Here is a 24455-nt window from a genome sequence, read left to right on the forward strand (position 1 = left end):
GAAAGACAACCTGGACTGGCGAAACGACTGGTCGGCGATTGTACCGGAAAGCAGCAGGCGATTAGGACCGGCTCGGCGTATGGCGGTGTCGCCGCGACGCTCGGCTCCTCTAGACGGGCAGAACGTCACCGCGTGACGCAGAGGCGACGACCGAGACCTGTTCCAGCAAGACACGCACCGGCGCGAACGAACGACGGTGGATGATCGAAGGGCCGAGCCGTTGCAGCGCTTCGAGGTGGCTCGGCGTTGGATAGCCCTTGTGGGCCGACAGACCGTAACCGGGATAGCACAGGTCCAGCGCGCACATCTCGCGATCCCGACTAACCTTGGCAAGGATAGAGGCCGCCGCGATCGCCGGCACCTGGGCGTCGCCCTGCACCACCGGCGCACTGGGCACCGACAGTTGTGGGCAGCGATTGCCATCGATCAGCGCAAGCCGAGGCGTCACACTGAGCCCTTCGACCGCACGCTTCATTGCCAACATGGTGGCGTGCAGGATATTCAGTTCATCAATTTCCGGCACATCGGCGCGGGCAATGCACCAGGCGAGCGCCTTTTCGCAGATCTCCTCGTACAACGCCTCGCGTCGTGCTTCGCTGAGCTTCTTCGAATCGTTGAGCCCCTCGATCGGCCGAAGCGGGTCGAGAATGACTGCCGCCGTCACCACCGGGCCGCACAACGGCCCGCGCCCCACCTCGTCGACACCGGCGACCAGATCCTCGACCAGGTTGAAATCCAGCCCCATCTGCATCAGCGCGGCTCCACCAACTGCAAGACCGCATCCGCCGCCTGCCGGGAAGCATCGCGACGCAAGGTGCGGTGGATGGCATCGAAACGCTCTGTCTGGGCCTGGCCGCTATCCAGCAGCGATGCGATCTGTTGCGCCATTGCCTCGGGCGTCGCCTCGTCCTGGAGCAGTTCGGGCACGAGCGGTCGCTGCGCCAACAGATTGGGTAGCGAGATATAGGGGCTTTTGACCATGCGCTTGAGAATCTGGAAAGTCAGCGGCGCAACGCGGTATGCCACCACCATCGGTCGCTTGTACAGCAGCGCCTCCAGCGTTGCGGTCCCCGAAGCGATCAATACCGCATCGCAGGCGGCCAGGGCATCGTGGGACCGGCCGTCGATCAGCGTCACAGGCAAATCCCGGTTGGCCAGAAGCTGCTCGATCTGCTCACGCCGTTGCGCACTGGCGCACGGCAGTACGAACCGAACCCCCGGACGCATCGATCGCAAGCGCTCGGCCGCAGCCAGGAAGGATCCGCCCAGCCGTCCGACTTCCCCTGCCCGGCTGCCCGGCATCAACGCAACGACCGGGCCGGCGGGTGGCAGGCCCAGTGCGGCTCGTGCCGCTTCGCGATCCGCCTCGAGCGGAATGGTATCGGCCAGTGGATGCCCGACGAACCGCACCGGCACCTGATGCGCCTCGTAGAATTGCGCCTCGAATGGAAAGAGCGTGAGCATCAGATCGCATGCATCACGAATCTTCAGCACTCGCTTCTGACGCCAGGCCCAGACCGAGGGACTGACGTAATGCACGGTGCGAATTCCACCTCGCCTTAGCTTCATCGCCAGGTCCAGGTTGAAATCTGGTGCATCGATACCGATGAAGACGTCCGGCTGGGCGTCCAGCAGGGTCTGCACGAGGCGTTTACGCCGAGCGAGCAGCTCGGGCAAGCGTCCAAGGACCTCCACAATCCCCATGACCGCGAGGCGCTCCTGCGAAAAGTAGGATTGCATCCCCAGCGCTTCCATACGCGGGCCGCCGATACCGATGAACCGGACATCGGGCCGTAGCGCCTTAAGCGCTTCCATCAAGCCGGAACCGAGGATGTCACCCGACGCCTCACCGGCGACGAGCGCGACCGTCAACGGCCGTGACATTTCAACGGGTGATGCCACGGCTCGAAGCCTGGATGGAATCACGGAACAACGCGACTTCCGGGAACGCCTGCGCATCAGCCGCAAGCTCGCCAAGGGCTGCCTCGACCGTCAGACCCTTCCGATAGACGACCTTGTAGGCATTACGCAAGGCGTGGATCGCTTGCGCACTGAAACCGCGCCGCCGCATACCTTCGAAATTCATGCTTCGCGCTTCGGCCGGATTACCGAACACCGTGACGAATGCAGGAACATCCTTGCCGATCGCGGTACCCATTCCCGAGAAACTGTAGGCGCCTATGTGGCAATACTGATGAACCAGGGTGTAGCCGGACAGAATCGCCCAGTCGCCAACATGAACATGGCCAGCCAACGCCGTGTTGTTGACCAGAATGCAATGGTTGCCGATGACGCTGTCATGGCCGATATGCGCGTAGGCCATGATCAGGTTGTGGTCACCAATCGTGGTCTCGCTGCGATCCTGCACGGTGCCGCGATGGATGGTCACACCTTCACGGATCACGTTGTGATCACCCACGACCAGCCGTGTCGGCTCGCCCTTGTACTTGAGATCGGGCGTGTCTTCCCCTACTGACGAGAACTGGTAGATCCGGTTATGGCGGCCAATACGCGTCGGCCCTTTGATAACGACGTGAGAGGCAATGACAGTCCCCTCACCAATTTCGACGTCCGGGCCGATGATCGACCACGGCCCGACCTGGACATCTTCAGCCAGACGAGCAGCGGGATCGACGATCGCACGAGGGTCGATCAGACTCATATCTTCTGTTCCGCACAGATGATTTCAGCGGAGCATACCGGTTTGCCTTCGACGCTGGCACGGCAATCGAACTTCCAGATACCGCGCTTGGCACTGATGAAGGACGCCTCCAGCATCAGCTGATCGCCCGGAACGACCGGCTGGCGGAAGCGCAGCTTGTCGGAACCGACGAAATAATAAAGCGTGCCATCCGCAGGCTTCACACCCATCATCTTGAAGCCGAGCAGGCCAGCGGCCTGGGCCATTGCTTCGATGATCAACACACCAGGCATGATGGGGTGTTGGGGAAAATGACCATTGAAGAACGGCTCGTTGATCGTGACGTTCTTGTAGGCGCGAACACGCTTGGCTTCCGTGTCCAGCTCCACTACGCGGTCGACCAGAAGGAAGGGGTAGCGGTGCGGGAGGTATTCGCGAATCTCGTTGATATCCATCATGGAGGAAAAAGCCTGTAATGAATGGGGTAGCTGCGCCGCCACGACGGGCAGCGCAATCAGCTGGCAATCGGCCGCTAGCGGGACGAACAGACGAAACGATCAGGCATCTGAAGACGCATCCCCCTTCGGGGTCACTGCGGCCAGGCATTTTTCCACGTGCTGCAGACGACGGGCCATGTCGTCCAGCTGGCGGATTCGAGCGACACTCTTGCGCCATTCAGCCGCCGGCTGCATGGCCGTGCCGGACGAGTAGCTACCAGGCTCGGTGATCGACTTGGTCACCATCGTCATACCCGTGATGAACACGTTGTCACAGATCTCGATGTGACCCACCAGCCCGACCCCACCGGCAATCATGCAGTTGCGCCCAATCTTGGTGCTACCGGATATGCCCGTGCAGCCTGCCATCGCAGTGTTGTCGCCGATCTGAACGTTGTGCGCGATCATGATCTGGTTGTCGAGCTTGACGCCATTGCCAATGACCGTATCGGACAGCGCTCCGCGATCGATCGTGGTATTTGCGCCAATCTCGACATCATCGCCAATCCGTACGCCACCAAGCTGCGCGATCTTTTCCCAGCTACCCTGCTGGTTGGCGAAGCCGAAGCCTTCTCCCCCAATCACCGCGCCGGGCTGAATGACCACCCGCTCACCAATGTACACATCGTGGCAGAGCGTGACGCGGGCAGCGAGACGTCCGCCAGCGCCGATGCGGCTACGGGCGCCTACGAACGACTGTGCACCGATAACAACGTCGGGACCGACCCAGGCGTCTGCCTCGATGACCACGTTCGGCGCGATGCAGGCCGTTGGATCGACGTGAGCGCTGGGGTCGACGATCGCACTGGGATGGATACCGGGCTGGGTCTGAGGACGCGTCTCGAACAAATGTGACAACCGCGCATAAGCGAGGTACGGGTTGTCGACGATCAAAGCCATACCGGCGTAATCGGCTGCATCTTTCGCCGTGAGCAGAACGGCTCCGGCAGTGGAGCCGGCCAGATACTTGCGGTATTGAGCATTGGCGAGAAAGCTGAGCTGTTCGGGGCCGGCCTCTTGCAGCGTGGCCAGACCGGAAATCAGCTTTCCCGAATCGCCGCGGAGCGTCGCACCGAGGCGCTCGGCCAGATCGCCGAGGGTATGAACGACACTGGCCATCAGCGCAATTGGTTCATGCGCTCGATAACCTGGCGGGTGATGTCATATTGCGGCTTGACATCGACCACGGCACCGCGCTCGAGCACCAGATCAAAATCACCCTTCTTGATGACTTCTTCGACCGCCTTGTCCAGCTTGGGCTTGAGCTGTTTGAGCATGTCGCGATCCGCGGAGGCCTTGGACTCGTTCAGCTCTTTGGACAGGAACTGAAAATCACGAGCCTTTTGCTTGAATTCCAGTTCAAGACGCTCGCGCTCGGCCTGCTGCATCTTGTCGCCATCTTTGCCAAGGCGATCCTGAATGCGCTTGGCCTCGCTTTCCAAACCCTGAAGCTTGGTCAGCTGGGGACCGAATTTCTTCTCCGCATCGACCGAATAACGCTTCGCAGCGTCCGATTCGAGCAGGGCCATCTGGTAATTCAGTACCGCGATCTTCATTTCCGCGAATGCGGGGGTAGCTACCAAGGCAGCGGCTACGACGAGCAATTGGGTCAACTTACGCACAATGAATACCACTCTTGATAATGACGCCGGAGCCAGCTCCAGCTGATTAGAAGGTTTGGCCCAGCGAGAACTGGAAGACCTGCGTATCCGCATCGTCAGGCTTCATGACCGGCATGGCCAGACTGAAACTCAACGGTCCCATCGCCGTGATCCAGGTCAGCCCCACACCCACCGAACTGGCGAGATTGCTAAGGTCGATATCTCCGCAATCCTGGGTGTTCATGCTCGCCTTGAGGATCGGGTCGTTGGTCGTCGGGCACTCGGTGAGGAACACGTTACCGACATCCCAAAACACCGCTGTACGCAGCGAGCGCTGATCCTTCACGAACGGCATCGGGAACAGGTATTCGACGCCACCCTGAATCAGCACGTTACCGCCATAAGCCACCGGATCCTGATCGTCGGTATAGCGACCATCGTAGCCCGGTCCCGCGCCTTCGGCCGTGCTGATGACACTACCGTCGGCATTACGCGCCACGCTGGGCGTGCTGCGTGGGCCAAGGGAGCTGTCCTCGTACCCGCGAACCGAGTTGAAGCCACCTGCGTAGTAGTGCTCGTAGAACGGCAGGCCATCGGTCGACCCGTAACCACTACCATAGCCAAGCTCGGTATGAAAGCGCAGTGACGTGCTCTGGGTCAGTGGTACGAACACCTGGCCGCGGTAGTCGAGTTTGAAGAAAGCCAGGTCACTGCCAGGCAGCGTGGCCTCGAAATTCAGGCTCTGCGAATAGCCCCGATCCGCCAGGACACCCCGGTTGAGGGTCGACTCGGACCAGCCCACGGAACCTTTGAAGTTGAGGAAACGATCGCCCTCCTCCTCAATGAAGGCGAGAATCTCGTCCACCGAGTAACTGCCGATATCGAGCGAGTCCTGCTGAGCCGACAGCCCATAGGACAGGCGGGCAGTTTCGCTGATTGGATAACCGATGTTGACCCCGGCACCCATGCTATCGACCGAGTAGCTCGATACATCGTAATCGAGCTCATCGTAGTCGGTGGTCCGATAGAAGGCGTTGTAGCCCAGGCTGACCCCATCTTCGGTCCAGTAGGGGTCTACAAAGCCGAAGTTGTAGCGGGATTGGTATTCGCTTCGGGTAAGCCCGACGCTGACACGATTGCCGGTTCCCAGGAAGTTATTCTGGCTGATGGAGCCGCCCAGAATCAGACCGGCGTTCTGAGCAAACCCGATGCTCGCCATGATCGAACCCGAAGGCTGCTCCTCGACGCTGTAATTGACGTCGATCTGGTCGTCAGTGCCCGGCACCTGCGGGGTTTCGACGTTCACTTCCTTGAAAAAGCCCAGGCGCTCGAGGCGGGTCTTGGACTGATCGATGAGGTAGGTCGAGGCCCAACCGCCTTCCATCTGGCGCATTTCCCGACGCAGCACCTCATCTTCCGTCTTGGTGTTGCCGCGGAAATTGATGCGATTGACGTAGGCCCGTTTGCCGGGATCGACCACGAATGTGATCGCCACGGTATTGTCCTCGTCGTTCGTCTCGGGTACGCCGTTCACGTTAGCGAAGGTATAACCCTCGTTGCCGAGACGACGGCTGAGCAGTTCCGAGGTCGTGGTCATCACCTTTCGCGAGAAGACCTGACCTTCTTTGGCCAGCAGCAGCGACCGCAATTCTTCCTCGGGCACCTTGAGGTCGCCAGTGAGCTTGACATCGCTGACCGTGTAGCGATCACCTTCGGCGATATTGACCGTGATATAGACGTCTTTCTTGTCGGGCGTAATGGACACCTGGGTGGAGGTGATGTCCATATTGATGTAGCCGCGATCCAGATAGTAGGAGCGCAAGCGCTCGAGGTCACCGGACAGTTTTTCGCGGGCGTACTTGTCGTCATTGCGGAAGAACGACAGCCAGTTGCTGGTTTTCAGCTCGAACAGGTCGGTCAGGTCTTCTTCGGGGAAAACGCTGTTGCCCACCACGTTGATGTGCTTGATCGCCGCGACCGAACCTTCATTGATATTGATCTTGAGCGCGACTCGATTGCGTGGCTGCGGGACTACCTCGGTTTCGATCGTCGCCGAGTAACGACCTTGCGCCACATACTGCCGCTGCAGTTCGTTGCGCACGCCTTCCAGTGTGGCGCGCTGGAAAATCTCGCCTTCTGCCAGGCCGGACTGTTGCAGGCCAGACAGCAGGTCTTCGGTTTTGATGGCCTTGTTGCCGTCGATCTCGATGCTGGCGATCGAGGGACGCTCTACCACGTTGATCACCAGGACGTCGCCTTCCCGACCCAACTGAATGTCTTCGAAGAAGCCGGTCCGAAACAGGGCCCGAGTGGCATCGACGAGTCGGCTGTCGTCGGCCGATTGCCCGACATTCAGGGGCAATGCACCGAAGACGCTGCCGGCGGACACCCGTTGCAGGCCATTGACGCGGATATCGGAGATGGTGAAGGACTCGGCGTGAACTTCGGTAATCATCAGCGCGGAAATTACCGCGGGTAGCAGCAGACGTTTCATGAAGTCCTTTCTTTTCTAACCTGATCAATGAACCGGCACCAGGCGCGGCGACATCAAGGTATATGGCAATTAAAGGCGGCCAAGGTCATTGACCAGTGCAAGCAGCATCACTCCGACAACCAGACTGATACCGATCTGAACTCCCCAGCCCTGGACTCTGTCCGAAAGCGGACGCCCGCGAACCCACTCGACCAGATAGAACAGCAGGTGCCCCCCATCCAGAACCGGGATAGGCAAAAGATTGAGTACCCCGAGGCTAATGCTCAAATAGGCAAGAAAGTTCAGGAAGTCACTCAGGCCCGACTGCGCAGAAGCGCCCGCCACTTTAGCAATGGTTATCGGGCCGCTCAAGTTTTTTACCGAGAGCTCACCGAAGAGCATTTTGCGTAACGAATCGAGCGTCAGGACACTCATCATCCAGGTTCTGCGGGCACCTTCCGCAATGGCCTCGAGAGGGCCAAAACGCACGGTTCGCAGCATTTCCGCCGGCCATTCGCCACCGGCCACACCAGCACCGAGATAGCCCCGACGATCATCGCCCTCATCTTTGGCCGCCAGGGTGAGAGGCATATCCAGCCGCTGCCCTTCCCGCTCGACGACCAGCTTGACGGATTCGCCTGGTAGCAGGCGGACCTGATCGATGACCTGCTGCCACTCATCCAATGGCTGACCATTCAGACTGACCAGGCGGTCACCCAAACGTACGCCTGCCGCCTGTGCAGGACCTTCCGGATCAAGCTGCGCCACCACCGGCGCAATAGCGGGACGCCAGGGTCGGATACCAAGAGAGCCGATCGGGTCAGGTTCCTCGGCCCCCTGCAACCAGTCTTTCAGTTGCAGATGCAATTGCTGTTGCTGGCTGCTCTCAGGATCACGGACCGTGATGTCGAGAGTGCCGCTTTCACCGATACGCCTGACCAACTGAAGGTTGACGTCCGCCCAGCCAGACGTAGGTTTGCCGTTCACGCCGATAATTTCCTGGCCCGGCGTCAACCCGCCCCGCTCCGCGAGGCTGCCGGTTTCTACCGCCCCCACCACCGGCCGTACCTGCTCGCTGCCAAGCATCGCCAATGCCCAGAAGAACACAAGCGCGAGAAGGAAATTGGCTGCTGGTCCGGCCGACACGATAGCGAAACGCTGACGCACGGTCTTGCGGTTGAACGCCTGCCCAAGCAACGCAGCGGGCACCTCGGCTTCACGCTCGTCGAGCATCTTGACGTACCCGCCGAGGGGGATAGCCGCCACCACGAACTCGGTCCCCTGGCGGTCATGCCAGCGGATCAGGGGCCGTCCAAAGCCCACGGAAAAACGAAGCACCTTCACGCCGCAACGACGCGCCACCCAGAAGTGGCCGAATTCGTGGAAAGTAACCAGTACACCCAGGGCAATCAGGGTACCGATGATCATGTACAGCGCGCCCATATAATCCTCTGCCCGAAGGCGATCAAAACGGGAGGGTCGGCCAACCTCGGCCGACCGTCATCGGCCAAGATGGTATCGAGCGATAGCGGCTAACGACGCCGGCCATTCAACCAGCGCGAGGCCAGCTCACGGGCCCGCATATCGGCAGCCAGAATGTCGTCCAGGCTAAATGCGGGTGCGGCTGGCTCCGTGTCGAGCACATGCTCGATGATACTCGCGATTTCGGTGAAACGAATGCGCCCGCCGAGAAAGGCATCGACTGCGACTTCGTTCGCCGCATTCAGCATCGCAGGCGCGGTCCCGCCCGCAACAGCCGCTTCGCGCGCGATGCGAAGACAAGGGAAGCGCGTCTCGTCAGGCGCCTGAAAATCCAGCCGCCCGATACGCAGCAGGTCGAGCGCCGAAACACCAGAGTCGATTCGCTCTGGCCAGGCAAGCGCGTGGGCAATCGGCGTGCGCATGTCCGGGTTGCCCAACTGGGCCAAAACCGAGCCGTCGACATAATCGACCATCGAATGGATCACGCTTTGTGGATGGACCACGACCTCGACCTGATCAGGCCGCGCGTCGAAAAGCCAACACGCCTCGATCAGCTCGAGCCCCTTGTTCATCATGCTCGCCGAATCAACCGAAATCTTTCGCCCCATCGACCAGTTGGGGTGGGCACAGGCCTGAGCAACCGTCACCGATGACAACTGCTCCAACGGAAGCTCGCGAAAAGGCCCGCCGGATGCGGTAAGCAGGATGCGCCGAACGCCGACCTCGGCCAGACCGCGTCGATAATCGCCCGGGAGACATTGGAAGATAGCGTTATGCTCGCTGTCGATCGGGAGCAGCACAGCGCGACTGTCGCGCAGAGCCTGCATGAACAGGGCACCGGACATGACCAGTGCTTCCTTGTTGGCCAGCAGCACCCTCTTGCCCGCCTGGACCGCCGATAGCGTTGGACGCAGCCCGGCGGCCCCGACGATGGCTGCCATCACCGCATCGACATCCGGGTGCGCCGCCACTTCACAGAGCCCACCCTCGCCCACCAGCACGCGCGTAGCAATGCCTTCGTTGTCGAGCTGGCGTTGCAGCTCCGCAGCCCGAGGCGAGTCTGCGACCACCGCATAGCGCGGGCGATGCGTCACGCAAAGGGCGCGCAGTTCGGCAATACGGTTATGAGCCGTAAGCGCGAAGGCCTGGTAGCGATCCGGATGCCGGGCAATGACATCCAGCGTACTCAACCCGATGGAACCGGTCGCACCCAGCACCGTGACCTGCAAGGGCGCGCTCACCAGGCTGCCCAACCTGCCAGCCACAACAACACCGTGAACACGGGAACAGCGGCAGTAAGGCTATCGATACGATCCATGACCCCCCCATGCCCAGGCAGCAGTTGGCTGCTGTCCTTGATGCCGGAGCTTCGCTTGAACATGCTCTCGGTCAGGTCACCGACAACCGAAATCACGACGACTGTAGCGGCGCCCAGCAGGGCCAGCACGAGTTCACGCGCCAACCAGTCACGATAGAGCCCGACGGCAAGTGTGATCAGCAGACTGGTGATGAGCCCCCCGATCATGCCTTCCCAACTCTTGCCTGGGCTTACCTGGGGTGCCAGTTTGCGACGCCCCAACGTCTTCCCCGAGAAGTACGCACCGATGTCCGCCGCCCAGACCAGAACCATGACCGCCACAATCAACCAGTTGCCCTGCGGCCATTGTTTGAGTACCACCAAGGCCTGCCAGGCGGGAAGCAGGATCAGCAGGCCAATCAACAGACTGCCGTTGCGCCCACCCCAATGACGCTGGCTGCCTGGGTAGGTCAGGACAAAATAGGTCGCGGCAAGCCACCAGACCACGGCGGCCGACAGCAACCAGGGCACGAACGCTGGCATCTGGAAAAGCAGAACCAGCAATACCGCCACCAACGCTGCATACCCGACCCGGGCAGGCTGTTGCGTATAACCCGCCAGACGCGCCCACTCCCAGGCACCAAGCGTCACCACCGCACCGATGAACAGCGCGAAAGCCGCGCCATCAAGCAGGAAGAAACCGATCAGCGCGATCGGCACGAGCACGGCGGCGGTGATGATGCGTTGTTTCAACATTCTGCACGGGCCTCGGTTTCGACCTGATCGCCCGTCTTGCCAAAACGGCGTTGGCGTGTGGCGAAATCAGCGAGCGCGGTTCGCATTGCGTCGTGTTTGAAATCCGGCCAGAACAGGTCTGAAAAATAAAGTTCGGCGTAAGCCAGCTGCCACAACAGGAAGTTGCTTATGCGCCGCTCCCCGCCCGTGCGAATGCACAGGTCCGGCGCTGGCGTGTCGCCCGTCGCAAGATAGCTCTGGAAAAGCGCCGGACTGATCTCGTCAGGCTGCAGGCGTCCGTCCTGTGCTTCCCGTGCCATTCGCTGGGCCGCCTGTAGGATGTCCCACTGGCCGCCGTAGTTCGCCGCGACCTGGAGGATGAAGCGACCACGCCCAGCCGTCATTTCCTCGGCCTCGAGCATGGCGGTTTGCAGCTCGGGATGAAACCGGCTGCGGTCACCGATGATACGCAGGCTGATGTCGTTGTCGTTGAGCCGGCGCGCCTCACGCCGGAGCGCGGAAAGGAACAGCTCCATGAGTGCCCCCACCTCGTCGGCCGGACGCTGCCAGTTTTCGCTGGAAAACGCGAACAGGGTAAGCACCTCGACACCCGCCTCGGCACAGACCTCGATAACCGCCCTCACCGCGTCGACTCCAGCCTTGTGCCCGGCTACGCCCGGCAACAAGCGCCTCTTGGCCCAACGGTTGTTGCCATCCATGATGATTGCGACATGACGGGGTACATTCCGCATGGCAATCGGCCTGACCTTTTCCATGAAACGACTCTACCTGCGCTCAAACACGCTGCGAACAAAAGTAGGAACTGACGTGCCAGCCCCAGGGGGTTGGGGCTCGATAGCCCCTTGCCTGCCGGGTTACGACAGGCGCCAACATGAGCAGGGCGAAAACGACACCCGACACCGGCTCAAACCGCCATCAGGTCGCTTTCCTTGGCTTCCAGCGCCTTGTCGATCTCAGCGACGTACTTGTCGGTCAGCTTTTGAACGTCATCCTGGGCGCGACGTTCCTCGTCTTCACTGATTTCCTTCTCCTTGACCAGATCCTTCAGCTGAGCCAGCGCATCACGGCGGATGTTGCGCACCGCTACGCGCGCGTTCTCGGCCTCGGCACGCGCCTGCTTGGAGTAACCCTTGCGTGTTTCCTCGGTGAGTGCCGGCATCGGGACGCGAATGGTCGTGCCCGCAGTAGCTGGATTGAGGCCGAGATCAGAGGTCATGATGGCCTTTTCGACGGCCTGGATCATGCTGCGATCGAACACGGTCAGCGCCAGTGTGCGGGAGTCTTCGGCAGTCACGTTGGCAACCTGACGCAGCGGCGTATCCGCTCCGTAGTAAGGCACCATGACGTTATCGAGAATGCTCGGATGCGCACGACCAGTGCGGATCTTGGCAAAGGCGTGCCCCAGCGACTCCAGGGATTTCTTCATGCGCTCCTGCGCGTCTTGCTTGATCTCGTTGATCATTGGTTCGCTTCCTCGATGAGGGTGCCTTCGGCGCCGCCGAGCACGATATTCAGCAGGGCTCCGGGCTTGTTCATGTTGAATACACGCAGCGGCATATTGTGATCGCGGCACAGACAGATCGCGGTCAGGTCCATCACACCGAGCTTGCGGTCGAGCACCTCGTCGTAACTCAGCTGCTCGAATTTTTCCGCGTTCGGATCCTTGAACGGGTCGGCGGTGTAGACGCCATCGACCTTTGTTGCCTTGAGCACGACGTCCGCATGGATCTCGATCGCTCGCAGGCAGGCAGCCGAATCGGTGGTAAAGAAGGGATTGCCGGTGCCGGCGGAGAAGATCACCACCTCGCCGCTCTTCAGGTGGCGCATGGCCTTGCGGCGATCGTAGTGATCCGTGACCCCCACCATCGAAATCGACGACATGACCAGCGCCGGGATGTTGGAGCGCTCCAGCGCATCACGCATGGCCAGTGCATTCATGACGGTGGCCAGCATACCCATGTGGTCTCCGGTGACGCGGTCCATTCCCGCCGCGGACAGCGCCGCGCCACGGAACAGGTTGCCGCCCCCGATCACCAACCCGACTTCAACGCCGATCCCCACCAGCTGCCCCACTTCCAGCGCCATGCGATCGAGCACCTTGGGATCGATACCGAAGTCTTCCGATCCCATGAGCGCTTCGCCGCTCAATTTGAGCAGGATGCGTTTATAGCGAGGATTGCGTGCACTCATCTGCTGAGCCATTGGCGTTGTCTCTCCTGCGGCGTTGTATGACTGGCCGATTGGCCGGCCTGAAAATATCTGCGCTATGACAGCGCGAGCAAGGCTTGGTGCCACGCGATGACTAAAACGTGACGAAACTTTGCTTCTCCAATTCGACAAAGAGGCCGCGCGCGTGAGCGGGCAGCCTCTTCGAGGACAACGGAGCGATCTTACTGCTTGGTAGCGGCGACTTGCGCGGCAACCTCGGCGGCGAAGTCGACTTCGGCGCGCTCGATACCTTCACCCACTTCGAACCGAACGAAGGAGATGATCTCGGCACCGGCTTTCTTCGCCAGATCGCCAACCTTGACGTCGGGATCCTTGACGAACGGCTGTTCGACCAGGCTGGCCTCGGCCAGGAACTTGCTGATACGACCGGCAACCATCTTCTCGACGATCTCGGCCGGCTTGCCCTTGATCTTGTCTTCGTTCAACGCCATGAAGATTTCCTTCTCCTTGGCGACCGCTTCCTCGGAAACCTGCGACGGATCCAGGAACTGCGGGTTGCTTGCAGCGACGTGCATGGCGATCTCGCGCGCCAGATCGACATTGCCGCCCTTCAGCGCAACCAGTACGCCGATGCGATGACCATGCAGGTAGGAACCGACCAGGTCGGCCTGAACGCTGCTCAGGCGACGGATGTTCACGTTCTCACCGCACTTGGCGACCAGCGCTTCACGATCGGCTTCCTGGGCAGCGATCAGCGGCGCGGCCTCGGTCATGTTCTCGGCGAAGGCCTTCTCGATGCTGGCGTTGACGAACGCCTTGAAGTCGTCCTGCAGGGCCAGGAAGTCGGTCTGCGAGTTGACTTCGATGATCACGGCCCGCTTGTTGTCGTCAGAAACCTTGACGGCGATGGAGCCTTCAGCAGCGATGTTGCCAGCCTTCTTGGCGGCCTTGATCGCACCCGCGGCACGCATGTCATCAATGGCCTTCTCGATATCGCCACCGGCGGCGGTGAGCGCCTTTTTGCAATCCATCATGCCTTGGCCGGTGCGCTCGCGCAGTTCTTTAACCAGGGCTGCAGTGATCTCTGCCATGTTTGCAAATCCTCTCGATTCGGTTATTCGATCTCCGCCCTTCAGTCCGGGCGAACAATTCAGAAGTGGCAAAAAGGGGGCATAGCCCCCTTCTTGTTCAACGGGTATCAGCCAGGCGACAGCAGCACTCAGCCTTGAGCGGCCTCGGGAGCCGTTTCCTCGACGAACTCGTCGGCACCGCCGGCGGTGTTCTGACGACCACGCAGGACCGCGTCAGCCATGGAGCTCAGGTAGAGTTGCACGGCGCGAATGGCATCATCATTACCAGGGATGATGTAATCGACGCCTTCCGGGCTGCTGTTGGTGTCGACAACACCGATCACCGGAATACCAAGCTTGTTGGCCTCGGAAATCGCGATGCGCTCGTGATCCACGTCGATAACGAACATGGCGTCCGGCAGACCACCCATGTCCTTGATACCGCCCAGGCTGCGCTCGAGCTTCTCGAGATCGCGAGTGCGCATCAGCGCTTCTTTCTTGGTCAGCTTGTCGAACGTACCGTCCTGCGATTGAGCTTCCAGATCGCGCAGACGCTTGATCGAGGCGCGAATGGTCTTGTAGTTCGTCAGCATGCCGCCCAACCAGCGATGATCGACGTACGGCGAACCACAACGGGCCGCTTCTTCGCGAACGATCTTGCCAGCGGAGCGCTTGGTGCCTACGAACAGGATCTTGTTCTTGCCAGCAGCGAGCTTCTCAACGAAACGCAGTGCGTCGTTGAACATCGGCAGCGTCTGCTCGAGGTTGATGATATGAATCTTGTTGCGCGCGCCGAAAATGTACTTGTTCATTTTCGGGTTCCAGTAACGGGTCTGGTGGCCGAAGTGCACACCGGCCTTCAGCATATCGCGCATGGTGACTTGAGACATGGGACTTCCTCGGATAGTCGGGTTAGGCCTCCACGTGTCCCGATATCCAACTCTTGCGAGCACCCAGGATACCGTGTCGATACGTGTGTGGGGTCAAGCTCTAGCGGGCACTCCCGCAGAGCGGCGCGTTTTATAGCACAAAGGGGCACCTCAGGCTAGCGCATCTTTCATCGGCATGCGCTGCCCCAAGGGCCGAAAGCCTGGTGTCGCCTGCAGGCCACCAGTGCTTTGGTTTATCATCTGGCCTTTCGTTTTTCCGCCTGCGCCTCTTGGCGCCAAGAGGATTGCATGACCGTATCGATAAAAACACCTGATGAAATCGAGAAGATGCGTGTAGCCGGTCGCCTGGCCGCCGAAGTACTGGAAATGATCGGCGAATACGTCAAGCCCGGTGTCACTACCGAAGAGCTCGACCGGCGATGCCATGACCATATCGTCAACGTCCAGCAGGCAATACCAGCCCCACTCAATTACAAGGGCTACCCGAAGTCGATCTGCACGTCGATCAACCACGTGGTCTGCCACGGCATCCCCAACGACAAGCCGCTCAAGGATGGCGACATCCTCAACATCGATATCACTGTTATCAAGGACGGCTACCACGGCGACACCAGCAAGATGTTCCTTGTCGGCAGGGCGCCGGAATGGGCCGAGCGGCTCTGCCGGATCACCCAGGAATGCCTCTACAAGGGCATTGAGATCGTTCGACCAGGCGCCCGGCTGGGCGACATCGGCGAGGTGATCCAGAAACACGCGGAGAAGCACGGATTCTCGGTCGTTCGTGAATACTGTGGTCACGGGATCGGCAAGGTCTTCCACGAAGAGCCGCAAGTGCTTCACTATGGCCGCGCCGGCACGGGCCTCGAACTGAAAGAAGGCATGACCTTCACCATCGAGCCGATGATCAATCAGGGCCGCTCCGAAACCCGCCTGCTGGGCGACGGCTGGACTGCGATCACCAAGGACCGGAAGCTGTCTGCGCAATGGGAACACACCATTGCGGTGACCGCCGATGGCTATGAGATCCTGACGCTACGCAGCGACGACACCATCGCCCGTACCTCGCCCTGATATCACCGGCCCCTTCTAGGAGACGATCATGCCCCAGGTTGACCCCGATCTGTTCGATCGCAGCCAGTTCCAGGCCGAACTGGCGCTCAAAGCCAGCCCGATCGCAGCCTTCAAGAAGGTTATCCGCCGCGCCCGCGAGGTGCTCGACGAACGTTTTCTTGCCGGTCGCGACATCCGCCGCCTGATCGAAGATCGCGCCTGGTTCGTCGATCAGATCCTGCGTGCCGCCTGGGAGCGCTTCGACTGGAGCGCCGACGGCGAAATCGCACTGGTGGCCGTGGGCGGTTACGGACGGGGCGAACTGCACCCCTATTCCGACATCGACCTGCTGATCCTCCTTGACGACAGCAACCAGGAAACCTTTCGCGACGCCATCGAAGGTTTTCTGACCCTGCTTTGGGACATCGGCCTCGAGGTCGGACAAAGCGTACGCTCGGTTGCCGAGTGCGCAGAAGAGGCCCGCGCGGACCTGACGGTCATCACCAACCTGATGGAAAGCCGGACGGTTGCCGGCCCTGAACAGCTGCGCCAGGAAATGCTCCGGGTGACCAGCCCGAGCGAGATGTGGCCCAGCAAGGATTTCTTCCTGGCCAAACGCGCCGAACAAGCAGCCCGGCATTCGAAGTACAACAACACCGAATACAACCTCGAACCCAACGTAAAGGGTTCGCCGGGTGGCCTGCGCGACATTCAGACCATCCTATGGATTGCGCGGCGCCAGTTCGGCAGCCTGAACCTGAGCGCCATTGTCGACCAGGGCTTTCTTACCGAAGGCGAATACAGCCTGCTGGTTTCCAGCCAGGAATTCATCTGGCGCGTTCGCTACGGTCTGCACATGCTGGCCGGACGCGCCGAGGATCGCCTGCTCTTCGATCACCAGCGCAGCCTGGCGGCAATGCTTGGCTACGAGGACAGCGACGCGAAGCTCGCCATCGAGCGATTCATGCAGAAGTACTACCGCGTGGTCATGAGCATTTCCGAGCTCAGCGACCTGGTCGGGCAGCATTTTGCCGAGGTCATCCTCTGGGAAGGCGAAACGGGTCCTGCCGTGGCGCTGAACAGCCGATTCGTGGTGCGTGACGGGTATCTGGAAGTCGCCAATGACTCGGTATTCAAGCGCCGCCCGTTCGCCATCCTGGAGACCTTCGTCCTGCTCGCCCAACATCCCGAGATCCAGGGCGTACGCGCCGAAACGATCCGGTTGTTGCGTGATCACCGACACCTGATCGATGACGATTTCCGCAGCGACATCCGCAACACCAGCCTCTTCATCGAACTGTTCAAGTGCAAGGAAGGCATCCATCGCAACCTGCGCCGGATGAACCGCTATGGGATCCTGGGGCGCTATCTGCCGGAGTTCGGGCATATCGTCGGCCAGATGCAACACGACCTGTTCCACATATACACCGTCGACGCCCACACGCTGAACGTCATCAAGTACCTGCGCAAGCTCAGCAAGCCGGGTGTCGCCGAAAAGTATCCGCTGGCCAGCAAGCTGGTCGAGCGTCTACCGAAACCCGAGCTGATCTACATTGCCGGCCTTTACCACGACATCGCCAAGGGCCGTGGCGGTGATCACTCCGAACTGGGTGCGGTAGATGCCCAAGCCTTTTGCGTTCGCCACAAACTCCCTGCCTGGGATACCCGCCTGGTGGTCTGGCTGGTCGAAAATCATCTGGCAATGTCGACCACCGCGCAGCGGAAGGATCTGTCCGACCCGCAGGTGATCAACGATTTCGCGCAACAGGTCGGTGACGAAACGCACCTGGACTATCTCTACGTGCTCACGGTCGCCGACATCAACGCGACCAATCCGACACTGTGGAATTCATGGCGTGCCAGCCTGTTGCGCCAGCTATACACCGAAACCAAGCGAGCGTTGCGCCGCGGCCTGGAAAATCCGCTCGACCGCGAGGAGCAGATCCGCCAGACCCAGCGCGCCGCACTCGACAATCTGGTGCGCAACGGCACCGACCCCGACGACGCCGAACAGCTCTGGGCGCAACTGGGGGACGACTACTTCATGCGCCACAGCTCTACCGACGTCGCCTGGCATACCGAGGCGATCATCGAGCACCCAAGCGACGGCGGCCCGCTGGTTCTGATCAAGGAGACGACCCAGCGCGAGTTCGAAGGGGGCACGCAGATCTTCATCTATGCGCCCGACCAGCACGACTTTTTTGCCGTAACGGTCGCCGCGATGGACCAGCTGAACCTGAACATCCACGATGCCCGGATCATCACCTCGAGCAGCCAGTTCACGCTCGACACCTACATCGTGCTGGATGCCGACGGCAGCCCGATCGGCAACGACCCGGAACGCACCGAGGAAATCCGCCAGGGCCTGATCGACGCCCTGCGCAACCCGGATGACTATCTGACCATCATCCAGAAACGCGTTCCTCGGCAGCTCAAGCACTTCGCCTTTCCGCCGCAGGTCACCATTCACAACGACATGCAGCGCCCGCAGACCATCATCGAGGTGGTCGCTCCTGACCGCCCGGGATTGCTGGCCCGTATCGGTCAGCTGTTCCTGGATTTCGATCTTTCGGTGCAGAACGCGAAAATCGCCACGCTCGGCGAACGCGTCGAAGACGTGTTCTTCGTGACCAATGCGGATAATCAGCCGCTATCGGATCCGCAGCTGTGCCTCAAGCTACAGCAGGCGATGATCAAGCAGCTCTCTCAGGAAAACGAGCGCCAACCATCACCCAGCAGCATCGTCATCTGAGCTGCCCCCCGCTGCGACCGTCAGTCCCAGGGCTTTCCGCGGGTCTTGGCGGTCACCGGCAGCTTCTGCTGCATGGCCGCCTTGGCCAGGACATGGGCGCTGACCGGTGCGGTCAGGAATAAAAAGAGGGTGATCAGGATCTCGTGCATGCTCAGCCCCTCACCCTGGTGGCTGAAAAAGATCATCGACCCAATGACAATGCCGCCTACGCCGAGCGTGGTGGCCTTGGTCGGGCCATGCAGCCTGGTGAAGAAATCCGGCAGGCGATAGAGACCGATGGCGCCGACCAGCGCAAAGGCGCTGCCGACCAGAAGAAACAGACTCACCAGCACTTCGATCCAGAATGGCATCGCAGGTCCTCAATCGATGATGTCACCGTGCAGCAGATGCTTGCCCACCGCAACGGTACTGACGAAGCCCATCACCGCAATCAGCAGCGCGGCCTCGAAGAAAAGATCTGATGCCAGCCAGATGCCAAACAGCACGATCATGGCCAGCGCGTTGATATAGAGCGTGTCGAGAGCCAGGACCCGGTCTGGCATGTCGGGTCCTTGCACCAGGCGCACCAGATTGAGAACCGCAGCGGCCCCGATCACACCCATGCACAGCGGAATTACGAACGCGAGCATACGAATATCTCCAGCAGCGGGGTTTCGTAGCGACTCTTCACTTCTGCTATCAGCGTTTCGATATCCGGAGCATCCAGCGCATGGATCAGCAACACCTTGTGATCGGCACGCAGGGACGCCGAAACGGTCCCAGGCGTCAGCGAAATGATACTGGTCAGCACGGCAAGGACGAACGGATGCTCGATTTCCATCGGTACTTCGATGAATGCCGGTTGCAGCTGCCCGCGCGGGCCAAGTACCAGTTTGGCCACGTGTATATTGGCAACCGCGATGTCATAGAGCACCTTCAAGGTAAACCCCAGGAGCTTGAGCGGGCTCCGCACCGCGGGCACCTCGATGAGAAAACCTCGTACGAGCAGCGGGATCGCCCACCCCAGAAACAACCCGAGCAGCACATGGCCCGCGGCCCAGGTGTTGTTGAGCAGCAACCAGAGCAACGCCAGCAGCAGTGTCAGCGCCGGATTCGGCAGCAACCTTCTCATGCGCCACCTCCCTGGATGATCTGCATATAGGGCATCAGATCGAACAACTGAGCTGCCGCGGCCTGCACATACGCCTGGATGGGGTTTGCAGCCCCGACCATGACCAGGCTACCCAACAGCAGGCCGACCGCCGCAGCCACCCGTACCGGGTCGGCTGGCGTCGCCACAGTCGCAGCATCGCTGGCTCGCCAGAACACCATGCTTCCGGCGCGGTTCAGTGCGATCAACATGCCCAGGCCACCGATCAGCACAACTGGCCAGAGGAGCGCCGCATCGAGTCCTGTGGGTACGGCGCGCAACAGCATGAGCTTGCCGATGAAGCCCGAGAACGGGGGCAAACCGGCAATCGAGATGGCACCGGCGAAAAACATCGCGCCCAGCATCAACGGCTGCCGAACGGCCGGCGCCGACACCAGCTCGCCTGCCGCATCCCCGCGCTGACGGGCGATCAGATCGGCAACCAGGAACAACCCGCCAGAGATCAGCGTGCTGTGCAACAGGTAATACAGCGCCGCGGCGAGGCCGGTTTCCGAGCCGAGGGCGACACCCGCGAGCAACGTGCCGACCGATACCACCACCAGGTACGACAGCACCAGTTGCAGGTTTTGCGCCGCCAGCGCGCCCAGCACACCACCGACCAGCGTCAGCATCGACAACGGCCATAACCAGTCAAGCACCATGCCCTCCAGCGTGCCCGCTTCACTCCCGTAGATCAGCGTGAAGACACGGACGACTGCATAGAGTCCGAGCTTGGTCATGATCGCGAAGAGCGCAGCCACCGGGGCCGTCGCCGACGCATAGGCTCGCGGCAACCAGAAATACAGCGGCAGGATGGCGCCCTTCAGCCCGAAGACCACCAGCAACAGATAGCCAGCCGCCGCCAGCAGCGGCGCGTCGGCCGGGTCCGCCGCACCGACACGAATGGCCAGGTCGACCATGTTCAGGGTGCCGGTCAGGCCGTAGAGCATGCTGACCCCGATCAGGAAGAGCGAAGAGCCGAGCAGGTTCAGCACAACGTAATGGATACCGGCCTGGACACGCCGCGCCCCCTGCCCGTGCAGCAGCAGCGCATACGAGGAAATCAGCAATACCTCGAAGAACACGAAAAGGTTGAACAGGTCGCCGGTCAGGAAGGCGCCATTGATACCCATCAGCTGGAACTGGAACAAGGCGTGGAAGTTCGGGCCACGCTCGTCATCGCCGCGACAGGCATAGAGCACGGCGAAGCCCGCCAGCCAGGACGTGACGAGCAGCATCAGGGCGCTCAGGCGGTCCAGTAACAGCATGATGCCGAACGGTGGCGCCCAGTCTCCCAGCCTGTAGACCTGAAGCACGCCGGTATCCGCAACCGCCAGCAACCAAAGCGACAGCGGTACCAGTAACCAGGTGGCGACCAGCGACAGCAACCGCTTCACACGCAAGCTGGCGCGATGCAGAAGCAACAGCGCGCAGCCCGTGAATAGCGGCAAGAGTATCGGCAGGATCATCGCGTGATTCATTCGCGCGGCTCCCGCCCGTCAACGTGGTCAGTGCGCAACTCGCCTAGCCCGCGCAGCGCCAGCACGACCACGAAGGCGGTCATGGCAAAGCCGATTACGATGGCCGTCAGAACCAGTGCCTGCGGCAAGGGGTCGCCGTATTCGGCACTTCGCCCGATGACGGCGGGTGCGCCAGTGACGAGGCGTCCCATGGCGAAGATGAACAGATTCACTGCGTAGGAAATCAAAGTCAGGCCCATCACCACCGGAAAGATACGCGCCCGCAACAGCAGGTAGACGCCGCTGGCCGTCATGATCCCGAGCGTTATCGCCAGTACGGCTTCCATTACAGCACCTCCTTGCAAGACTCGCCCTGGCTGACGTGGCCAATGTTCGACAGGATCAGCAGTGTCGCCGCGACCACGGTGAGGTACACACCCAGGTCGAAAAGCATGGCCGTCGCCAGCTCGAATTCACCTACCAGCGGCAAATGAAAATGGCCGAACGCGGAAGTCAGGAACGGGCGCCCGAACAGCCAGCTACCGAGCCCGGTCAGCCCGGCGATCAGCACACCGGCGCCCGCGATGGCGTGGTAGCTGAACGGCTGACGCGCCTGCGCCCAGGTCACGCCGTGAGAGATGTATTGGAGAATCAGCGCGACCGCCGTAATCAGCCCGGCGATGAAGCCACCGCCCGGCAGGTTATGCCCGCGCAGGAAAATGAAGACCGAGATCAGCAGTGCCATGGGCAGCAGCGCACGAGACAGCGTATCGAGCACCATCGGATGGCGGTCGGTCGACCACAGTCGGCCACCGTAATCACGCACCGGATGAGGCAGCCGAAGCCGGTGGAGCAATCCGAAAATGCCTACCGCGGCGATCGCCAGGACGGTGATCTCTCCGAGCGTATCGAAGCCACGGAAGTCGACCAGGATCACGTTCACCACGTTGGTCCCGCCCCCGCCCGGTACGCTGTTCTCCAGGAAGAACGACGCAATGCTCTCGTACGGCCGTGTCAGGACCGCATAGGCCAGAAGCGCGATCATGGTGCCGAAGGTGCCGGCCAGGATCAGATCACGGAAGCTTCGCAGACTGCTGGATTCGACAGGCGTGCGATCGGGCATGAAGAAGAGCGCGAGGATCAACAGGATGATGGTCACCACCTCGACCGATAGCTGAGTCAGCGCCAGGTCCGGTGCCGAATAGCGGGCGAAGGCCAACGACACCATGAGCCCTACCACGCTGAGCACGATCAGCGCCATCAGGCGGCGCCGGTGGAAGATGACGGTGAGTACCGAACTCAGCGAAAGGATGCCCAACCCAACCACGGTGATGCTGTCGAGAGGCGTTGGCTGGATCGGACCCCGTAGCGCCTGCAGAGGGGTCAGCGCGAACACGACCAACACCAGGGTGCTCAGCAACATCAACGCCAGGTAGCGCTGCAGCGAGCCGTTTTCCAAACGTTCGGTGATCCAGCGGGCGGTAGCGGCGATGCGGTCGACCACGACGGCGAATACCTGCAGCGAGTCGACCCTCGGCAGCCCCTCGTACCAGCGAAACGCCCATTTGCGCATCGAATAGATCAACAGGCCACCGGCCAGCGCCACGAAACTCATCACCAGCGGCAGGTTGAAGCCGTGCCAGATAGCGAGGCTGTATTCCGGCACATTCCCGTTCAGGCTTCCGGACACCGCAGCGGCGAGCAAGGGGGCCACGGTGTACGCCGGCAGCGTGCCCACCAGCAGGCAGAGCAGCACGAGGATCTCGACCGGGATCTTCATGTAGCGCGCCGGCTCGTGCGGGGGGTACTTGGGCAGGTCCACCGGCTCGCCATTGAAGAACACGTCATGCACGAAACGCAGCGAGTAAGCGACCGAGAACGCACTCGCCAGGGTCGCGAGCGTCGGGATGGTCCAGTAGAAGCTTCCCAGCAGATGCTGATCGAGCGTCTCGGCGAAGAACATCTCCTTGCTCAGGAAGCCATTGAGCAGCGGGACCCCAGCCATTGCCAACGAGGCAACCATGGCCAGCGCGGCGGTGTGCGGCATGTACTTGAGCATGCCGTTGATCCGTCGCATGTCGCGGGTTCCGGTTTCATGGTCGATGATGCCGGCCGCCATGAATAGCGACGCCTTGAAGGTCGCATGGTTGATGATATGAAAGATCGCCGCAACTGCGCCCATGGGCGAATCCAGGCCGAACAGCAGCGTGATGAGACCCAGATGGCTGATCGTCGAATACGCCAGCAACCCCTTCAGATCATGCTGGAACAGCGCCATCACCGCGCCGAGCAGCAACGTTGCCAACCCGGTCAGACTGACCAGATAGAACCACCATTCCGAGTCCGAAAGTGCTGGATAAAGGCGCGCAAGCAGGAAGACGCCGGCCTTGACCATGGTCGCCGAATGCAGAAACGCCGATACCGGCGTCGGGGCGGCCATGGCCTGCGGCAACCAGAAGTGGAACGGGAACTGTGCCGACTTGGTGAACACGCCGAGCAGCACCAGGATGAGCGTCAACGGGTAGAGGCCGTGACTGCGGATCAGATCCCCGGAGACGAGCACGTCGCTGAGCTCGAAGCTGCCGACGATATGACCGATCAGCAGAATACCGGCCAGCAACGCCAGTCCGCCGCCTCCCGTGACGGTCAAGGCCATGCGCGCACCCTGCCGGGCATCGGAACGATGGCTCCAGAAGCCGATGAGCAAGAAGGAAGAAAGGCTGGTCAGCTCCCAGAACATCAGCATCAGGAGCAGGTTTTCGGACAGCACGACGCCAAGCATCGCGCCCATGAACATCAGGAAATAGCCGAAAAATCGGCCGATAGGCTCCTGTTTGGCGAGGTAGTAGCGCGCATAGAGGATGACCAACAGACCAATGCCAAGGATCAGCAGCGCGAACAGGAAGCCCAACCCGTCCAGCCTCAGGCTGAGGTTGAGCCCCAACTCTGGCAACCAGGGCTGCGACACCATCAGCGTTTCGCCACCGAAGACCTCGGCGCGCTTGGAAAGCAACAGAACGAGCGCCGCCAGCGGTGCCAATCCGGCGCCGAACGCGCACGCCGAGCGCCCAAAGCGTTCGAACAGCAGCGGCAGGCATATCCCCAGAAATGGCAGAGCGATGATTAGCGCGAGCGCCATGAGCAAAGACCCCTTTTATGCCGCGCCTGTGCGCGACGTTCTTATCCCT

At 61.0% G+C, this 24455-nt stretch carries 23 protein-coding genes; 2 read left to right on the plus strand and 21 right to left on the minus strand.

Going from position 1 to position 24455, the window contains the following annotated elements:
- Positions 1-109 precede the first annotated feature (109 nt).
- The 15 genes from rnhB to rpsB form a co-directional block, all read right to left on the minus strand.
- The gene (gene rnhB / locus MST27_RS05475) at positions 110-751 is read right to left on the minus strand and encodes a ribonuclease HII (protein ID WP_243604993.1); all 642 of its coding nucleotides are present in this window, start codon (positions 749-751) and stop codon (positions 110-112) included.
- Complete coding sequence (lpxB, locus tag MST27_RS05480) at positions 751-1884, minus strand: lipid-A-disaccharide synthase (protein WP_243605061.1); 1134 nt, start codon at positions 1882-1884, stop codon at positions 751-753. The genes rnhB and lpxB overlap by 1 nt, the downstream gene beginning before the upstream one ends.
- Before the next feature lies 1 nt (position 1885).
- Positions 1886-2662, minus strand: coding sequence for an acyl-ACP--UDP-N-acetylglucosamine O-acyltransferase (gene lpxA, locus MST27_RS05485; RefSeq protein WP_243604994.1), 777 nt, complete (start codon positions 2660-2662; stop codon positions 1886-1888).
- Entirely contained in the window at positions 2659-3099 is a 441-nt protein-coding gene (fabZ, locus tag MST27_RS05490) for a 3-hydroxyacyl-ACP dehydratase FabZ (RefSeq protein ID WP_243604995.1), read from the minus strand. Before fabZ ends, lpxA begins: the two co-directional genes overlap by 4 nt.
- A 99-nt stretch (positions 3100-3198) precedes the next feature.
- The gene (lpxD, locus tag MST27_RS05495) at positions 3199-4257 is read right to left on the minus strand and encodes a UDP-3-O-(3-hydroxymyristoyl)glucosamine N-acyltransferase (protein WP_243604996.1); all 1059 of its coding nucleotides are present in this window, start codon (positions 4255-4257) and stop codon (positions 3199-3201) included.
- A complete protein-coding gene (locus MST27_RS05500; RefSeq protein ID WP_243604997.1) occupies positions 4257-4760 on the minus strand; it encodes an OmpH/Skp family outer membrane protein in 504 nt (167 codons plus the stop codon). Before MST27_RS05500 ends, lpxD begins: the two co-directional genes overlap by 1 nt.
- 46 nt (positions 4761-4806) lie before the next feature.
- Complete coding sequence (gene bamA, locus MST27_RS05505) at positions 4807-7233, minus strand: outer membrane protein assembly factor BamA (protein ID WP_243604998.1); 2427 nt, start codon at positions 7231-7233, stop codon at positions 4807-4809.
- Positions 7234-7302: 69 nt separating this feature from the next.
- Positions 7303-8655: a sigma E protease regulator RseP gene (gene rseP / locus MST27_RS05510; protein WP_243604999.1), complete on the minus strand. Its 1353-nt coding sequence runs from the start codon at positions 8653-8655 to the stop codon at positions 7303-7305.
- 89 nt (positions 8656-8744) lie between these two features.
- Positions 8745-9935 (minus strand): 1-deoxy-D-xylulose-5-phosphate reductoisomerase, encoded by a 1191-nt coding sequence (gene ispC, locus MST27_RS05515; RefSeq protein ID WP_243605062.1) that lies wholly within the window; start codon positions 9933-9935, stop codon positions 8745-8747.
- Positions 9932-10747 (minus strand): phosphatidate cytidylyltransferase, encoded by an 816-nt coding sequence (locus MST27_RS05520; RefSeq protein ID WP_243605000.1) that lies wholly within the window; start codon positions 10745-10747, stop codon positions 9932-9934. The genes ispC and MST27_RS05520 overlap by 4 nt, the downstream gene beginning before the upstream one ends.
- A complete protein-coding gene (gene uppS / locus MST27_RS05525; protein WP_243605001.1) occupies positions 10741-11502 on the minus strand; it encodes a polyprenyl diphosphate synthase in 762 nt (253 codons plus the stop codon). The genes MST27_RS05520 and uppS overlap by 7 nt, the downstream gene beginning before the upstream one ends.
- A 149-nt stretch (positions 11503-11651) precedes the next feature.
- A complete protein-coding gene (gene frr / locus MST27_RS05530) occupies positions 11652-12209 on the minus strand; it encodes a ribosome recycling factor (protein WP_243605002.1) in 558 nt (185 codons plus the stop codon).
- On the minus strand, positions 12206-12949 hold the full coding sequence (pyrH, locus tag MST27_RS05535) for a UMP kinase (protein ID WP_243605003.1): 744 nt from the start codon (positions 12947-12949) through the stop codon (positions 12206-12208). Before pyrH ends, frr begins: the two co-directional genes overlap by 4 nt.
- Before the next feature lie 188 nt (positions 12950-13137).
- Positions 13138-14007, minus strand: a complete 870-nt coding sequence (gene tsf, locus MST27_RS05540; protein ID WP_243605004.1) for a translation elongation factor Ts — start codon at positions 14005-14007, stop codon at positions 13138-13140.
- 128 nt (positions 14008-14135) lie between these two features.
- Entirely contained in the window at positions 14136-14876 is a 741-nt protein-coding gene (rpsB, locus tag MST27_RS05545) for a 30S ribosomal protein S2 (RefSeq protein ID WP_243605005.1), read from the minus strand.
- A gap of 288 nt (positions 14877-15164) precedes the next feature.
- Between rpsB and map the strand changes: the two genes are divergently transcribed.
- Entirely contained in the window at positions 15165-15947 is a 783-nt protein-coding gene (gene map / locus MST27_RS05550; RefSeq protein ID WP_243605006.1) for a type I methionyl aminopeptidase, read from the plus strand.
- Positions 15948-15975: 28 nt separating this feature from the next.
- A complete protein-coding gene (locus MST27_RS05555; RefSeq protein WP_243605007.1) occupies positions 15976-18678 on the plus strand; it encodes a [protein-PII] uridylyltransferase in 2703 nt (900 codons plus the stop codon).
- Between the two features lie 20 nt (positions 18679-18698).
- On the opposite strand, the gene MST27_RS05560 is transcribed toward MST27_RS05555, so the two are convergent.
- From MST27_RS05560 to MST27_RS05585, 6 genes are read right to left on the minus strand one after another with little or no spacing between them, the layout of a single operon-like run.
- On the minus strand, positions 18699-19028 hold the full coding sequence (locus tag MST27_RS05560; RefSeq protein WP_243605008.1) for a Na+/H+ antiporter subunit G: 330 nt from the start codon (positions 19026-19028) through the stop codon (positions 18699-18701).
- A gap of 9 nt (positions 19029-19037) precedes the next feature.
- Positions 19038-19307, minus strand: a complete 270-nt coding sequence (locus MST27_RS05565; RefSeq protein WP_243605009.1) for a K+/H+ antiporter subunit F — start codon at positions 19305-19307, stop codon at positions 19038-19040.
- Positions 19292-19789 (minus strand): Na+/H+ antiporter subunit E, encoded by a 498-nt coding sequence (locus tag MST27_RS05570; RefSeq protein WP_243605010.1) that lies wholly within the window; start codon positions 19787-19789, stop codon positions 19292-19294. The genes MST27_RS05565 and MST27_RS05570 overlap by 16 nt, the downstream gene beginning before the upstream one ends.
- Entirely contained in the window at positions 19786-21288 is a 1503-nt protein-coding gene (locus MST27_RS05575) for a monovalent cation/H+ antiporter subunit D (protein ID WP_243605011.1), read from the minus strand. Before MST27_RS05575 ends, MST27_RS05570 begins: the two co-directional genes overlap by 4 nt.
- Positions 21285-21614 carry a Na+/H+ antiporter subunit C gene (locus MST27_RS05580; RefSeq protein WP_243605012.1) on the minus strand — a complete coding sequence of 110 codons (330 nt, stop codon included), beginning with the start codon at positions 21612-21614 and terminating at the stop codon, positions 21285-21287. Before MST27_RS05580 ends, MST27_RS05575 begins: the two co-directional genes overlap by 4 nt.
- Positions 21614-24406 (minus strand): monovalent cation/H+ antiporter subunit A, encoded by a 2793-nt coding sequence (locus MST27_RS05585; RefSeq protein ID WP_243605013.1) that lies wholly within the window; start codon positions 24404-24406, stop codon positions 21614-21616. The genes MST27_RS05580 and MST27_RS05585 overlap by 1 nt, the downstream gene beginning before the upstream one ends.
- Positions 24407-24455 lie beyond the last annotated feature (49 nt).

Source organism: Stutzerimonas marianensis, assembly GCF_022810315.1.
Lineage (GTDB): Bacteria > Pseudomonadota > Gammaproteobacteria > Pseudomonadales > Pseudomonadaceae > Stutzerimonas > Stutzerimonas marianensis.

What these genes read in the sequence shown, in the direction of transcription:
- rnhB (WP_243604993.1), bottom strand. Translation starts at nt 751, where the DNA reads ATGCAGATGGGGCTGGATTTCAACCTGGTCGAGGATCTGGTCGCCGGT.
- lpxB (WP_243605061.1), bottom strand. Translation starts at nt 1,884, where the DNA reads ATGTCACGGCCGTTGACGGTCGCGCTCGTCGCCGGTGAGGCGTCGGGT.
- lpxA (WP_243604994.1), bottom strand. Translation starts at nt 2,662, where the DNA reads ATGAGTCTGATCGACCCTCGTGCGATCGTCGATCCCGCTGCTCGTCTG.
- fabZ (WP_243604995.1), bottom strand. Translation starts at nt 3,099, where the DNA reads ATGATGGATATCAACGAGATTCGCGAATACCTCCCGCACCGCTACCCC.
- lpxD (WP_243604996.1), bottom strand. Translation starts at nt 4,257, where the DNA reads ATGGCCAGTGTCGTTCATACCCTCGGCGATCTGGCCGAGCGCCTCGGT.
- bamA (WP_243604998.1), bottom strand. Translation starts at nt 7,233, where the DNA reads ATGAAACGTCTGCTGCTACCCGCGGTAATTTCCGCGCTGATGATTACC.
- rseP (WP_243604999.1), bottom strand. Translation starts at nt 8,655, where the DNA reads ATGGGCGCGCTGTACATGATCATCGGTACCCTGATTGCCCTGGGTGTA.
- MST27_RS05520 (WP_243605000.1), bottom strand. Translation starts at nt 10,747, where the DNA reads ATGTTGAAACAACGCATCATCACCGCCGCCGTGCTCGTGCCGATCGCG.
- uppS (WP_243605001.1), bottom strand. Translation starts at nt 11,502, where the DNA reads ATGGAAAAGGTCAGGCCGATTGCCATGCGGAATGTACCCCGTCATGTC.
- frr (WP_243605002.1), bottom strand. Translation starts at nt 12,209, where the DNA reads ATGATCAACGAGATCAAGCAAGACGCGCAGGAGCGCATGAAGAAATCC.
- pyrH (WP_243605003.1), bottom strand. Translation starts at nt 12,949, where the DNA reads ATGGCTCAGCAGATGAGTGCACGCAATCCTCGCTATAAACGCATCCTG.
- tsf (WP_243605004.1), bottom strand. Translation starts at nt 14,007, where the DNA reads ATGGCAGAGATCACTGCAGCCCTGGTTAAAGAACTGCGCGAGCGCACC.
- rpsB (WP_243605005.1), bottom strand. Translation starts at nt 14,876, where the DNA reads ATGTCTCAAGTCACCATGCGCGATATGCTGAAGGCCGGTGTGCACTTC.
- map (WP_243605006.1), top strand. Translation starts at nt 15,165, where the DNA reads ATGACCGTATCGATAAAAACACCTGATGAAATCGAGAAGATGCGTGTA.
- MST27_RS05555 (WP_243605007.1), top strand. Translation starts at nt 15,976, where the DNA reads ATGCCCCAGGTTGACCCCGATCTGTTCGATCGCAGCCAGTTCCAGGCC.
- MST27_RS05560 (WP_243605008.1), bottom strand. Translation starts at nt 19,028, where the DNA reads ATGCCATTCTGGATCGAAGTGCTGGTGAGTCTGTTTCTTCTGGTCGGC.
- MST27_RS05565 (WP_243605009.1), bottom strand. Translation starts at nt 19,307, where the DNA reads ATGCTCGCGTTCGTAATTCCGCTGTGCATGGGTGTGATCGGGGCCGCT.
- MST27_RS05570 (WP_243605010.1), bottom strand. Translation starts at nt 19,789, where the DNA reads ATGAGAAGGTTGCTGCCGAATCCGGCGCTGACACTGCTGCTGGCGTTG.
- MST27_RS05575 (WP_243605011.1), bottom strand. Translation starts at nt 21,288, where the DNA reads ATGAATCACGCGATGATCCTGCCGATACTCTTGCCGCTATTCACGGGC.
- MST27_RS05580 (WP_243605012.1), bottom strand. Translation starts at nt 21,614, where the DNA reads ATGGAAGCCGTACTGGCGATAACGCTCGGGATCATGACGGCCAGCGGC.
- MST27_RS05585 (WP_243605013.1), bottom strand. Translation starts at nt 24,406, where the DNA reads ATGGCGCTCGCGCTAATCATCGCTCTGCCATTTCTGGGGATATGCCTG.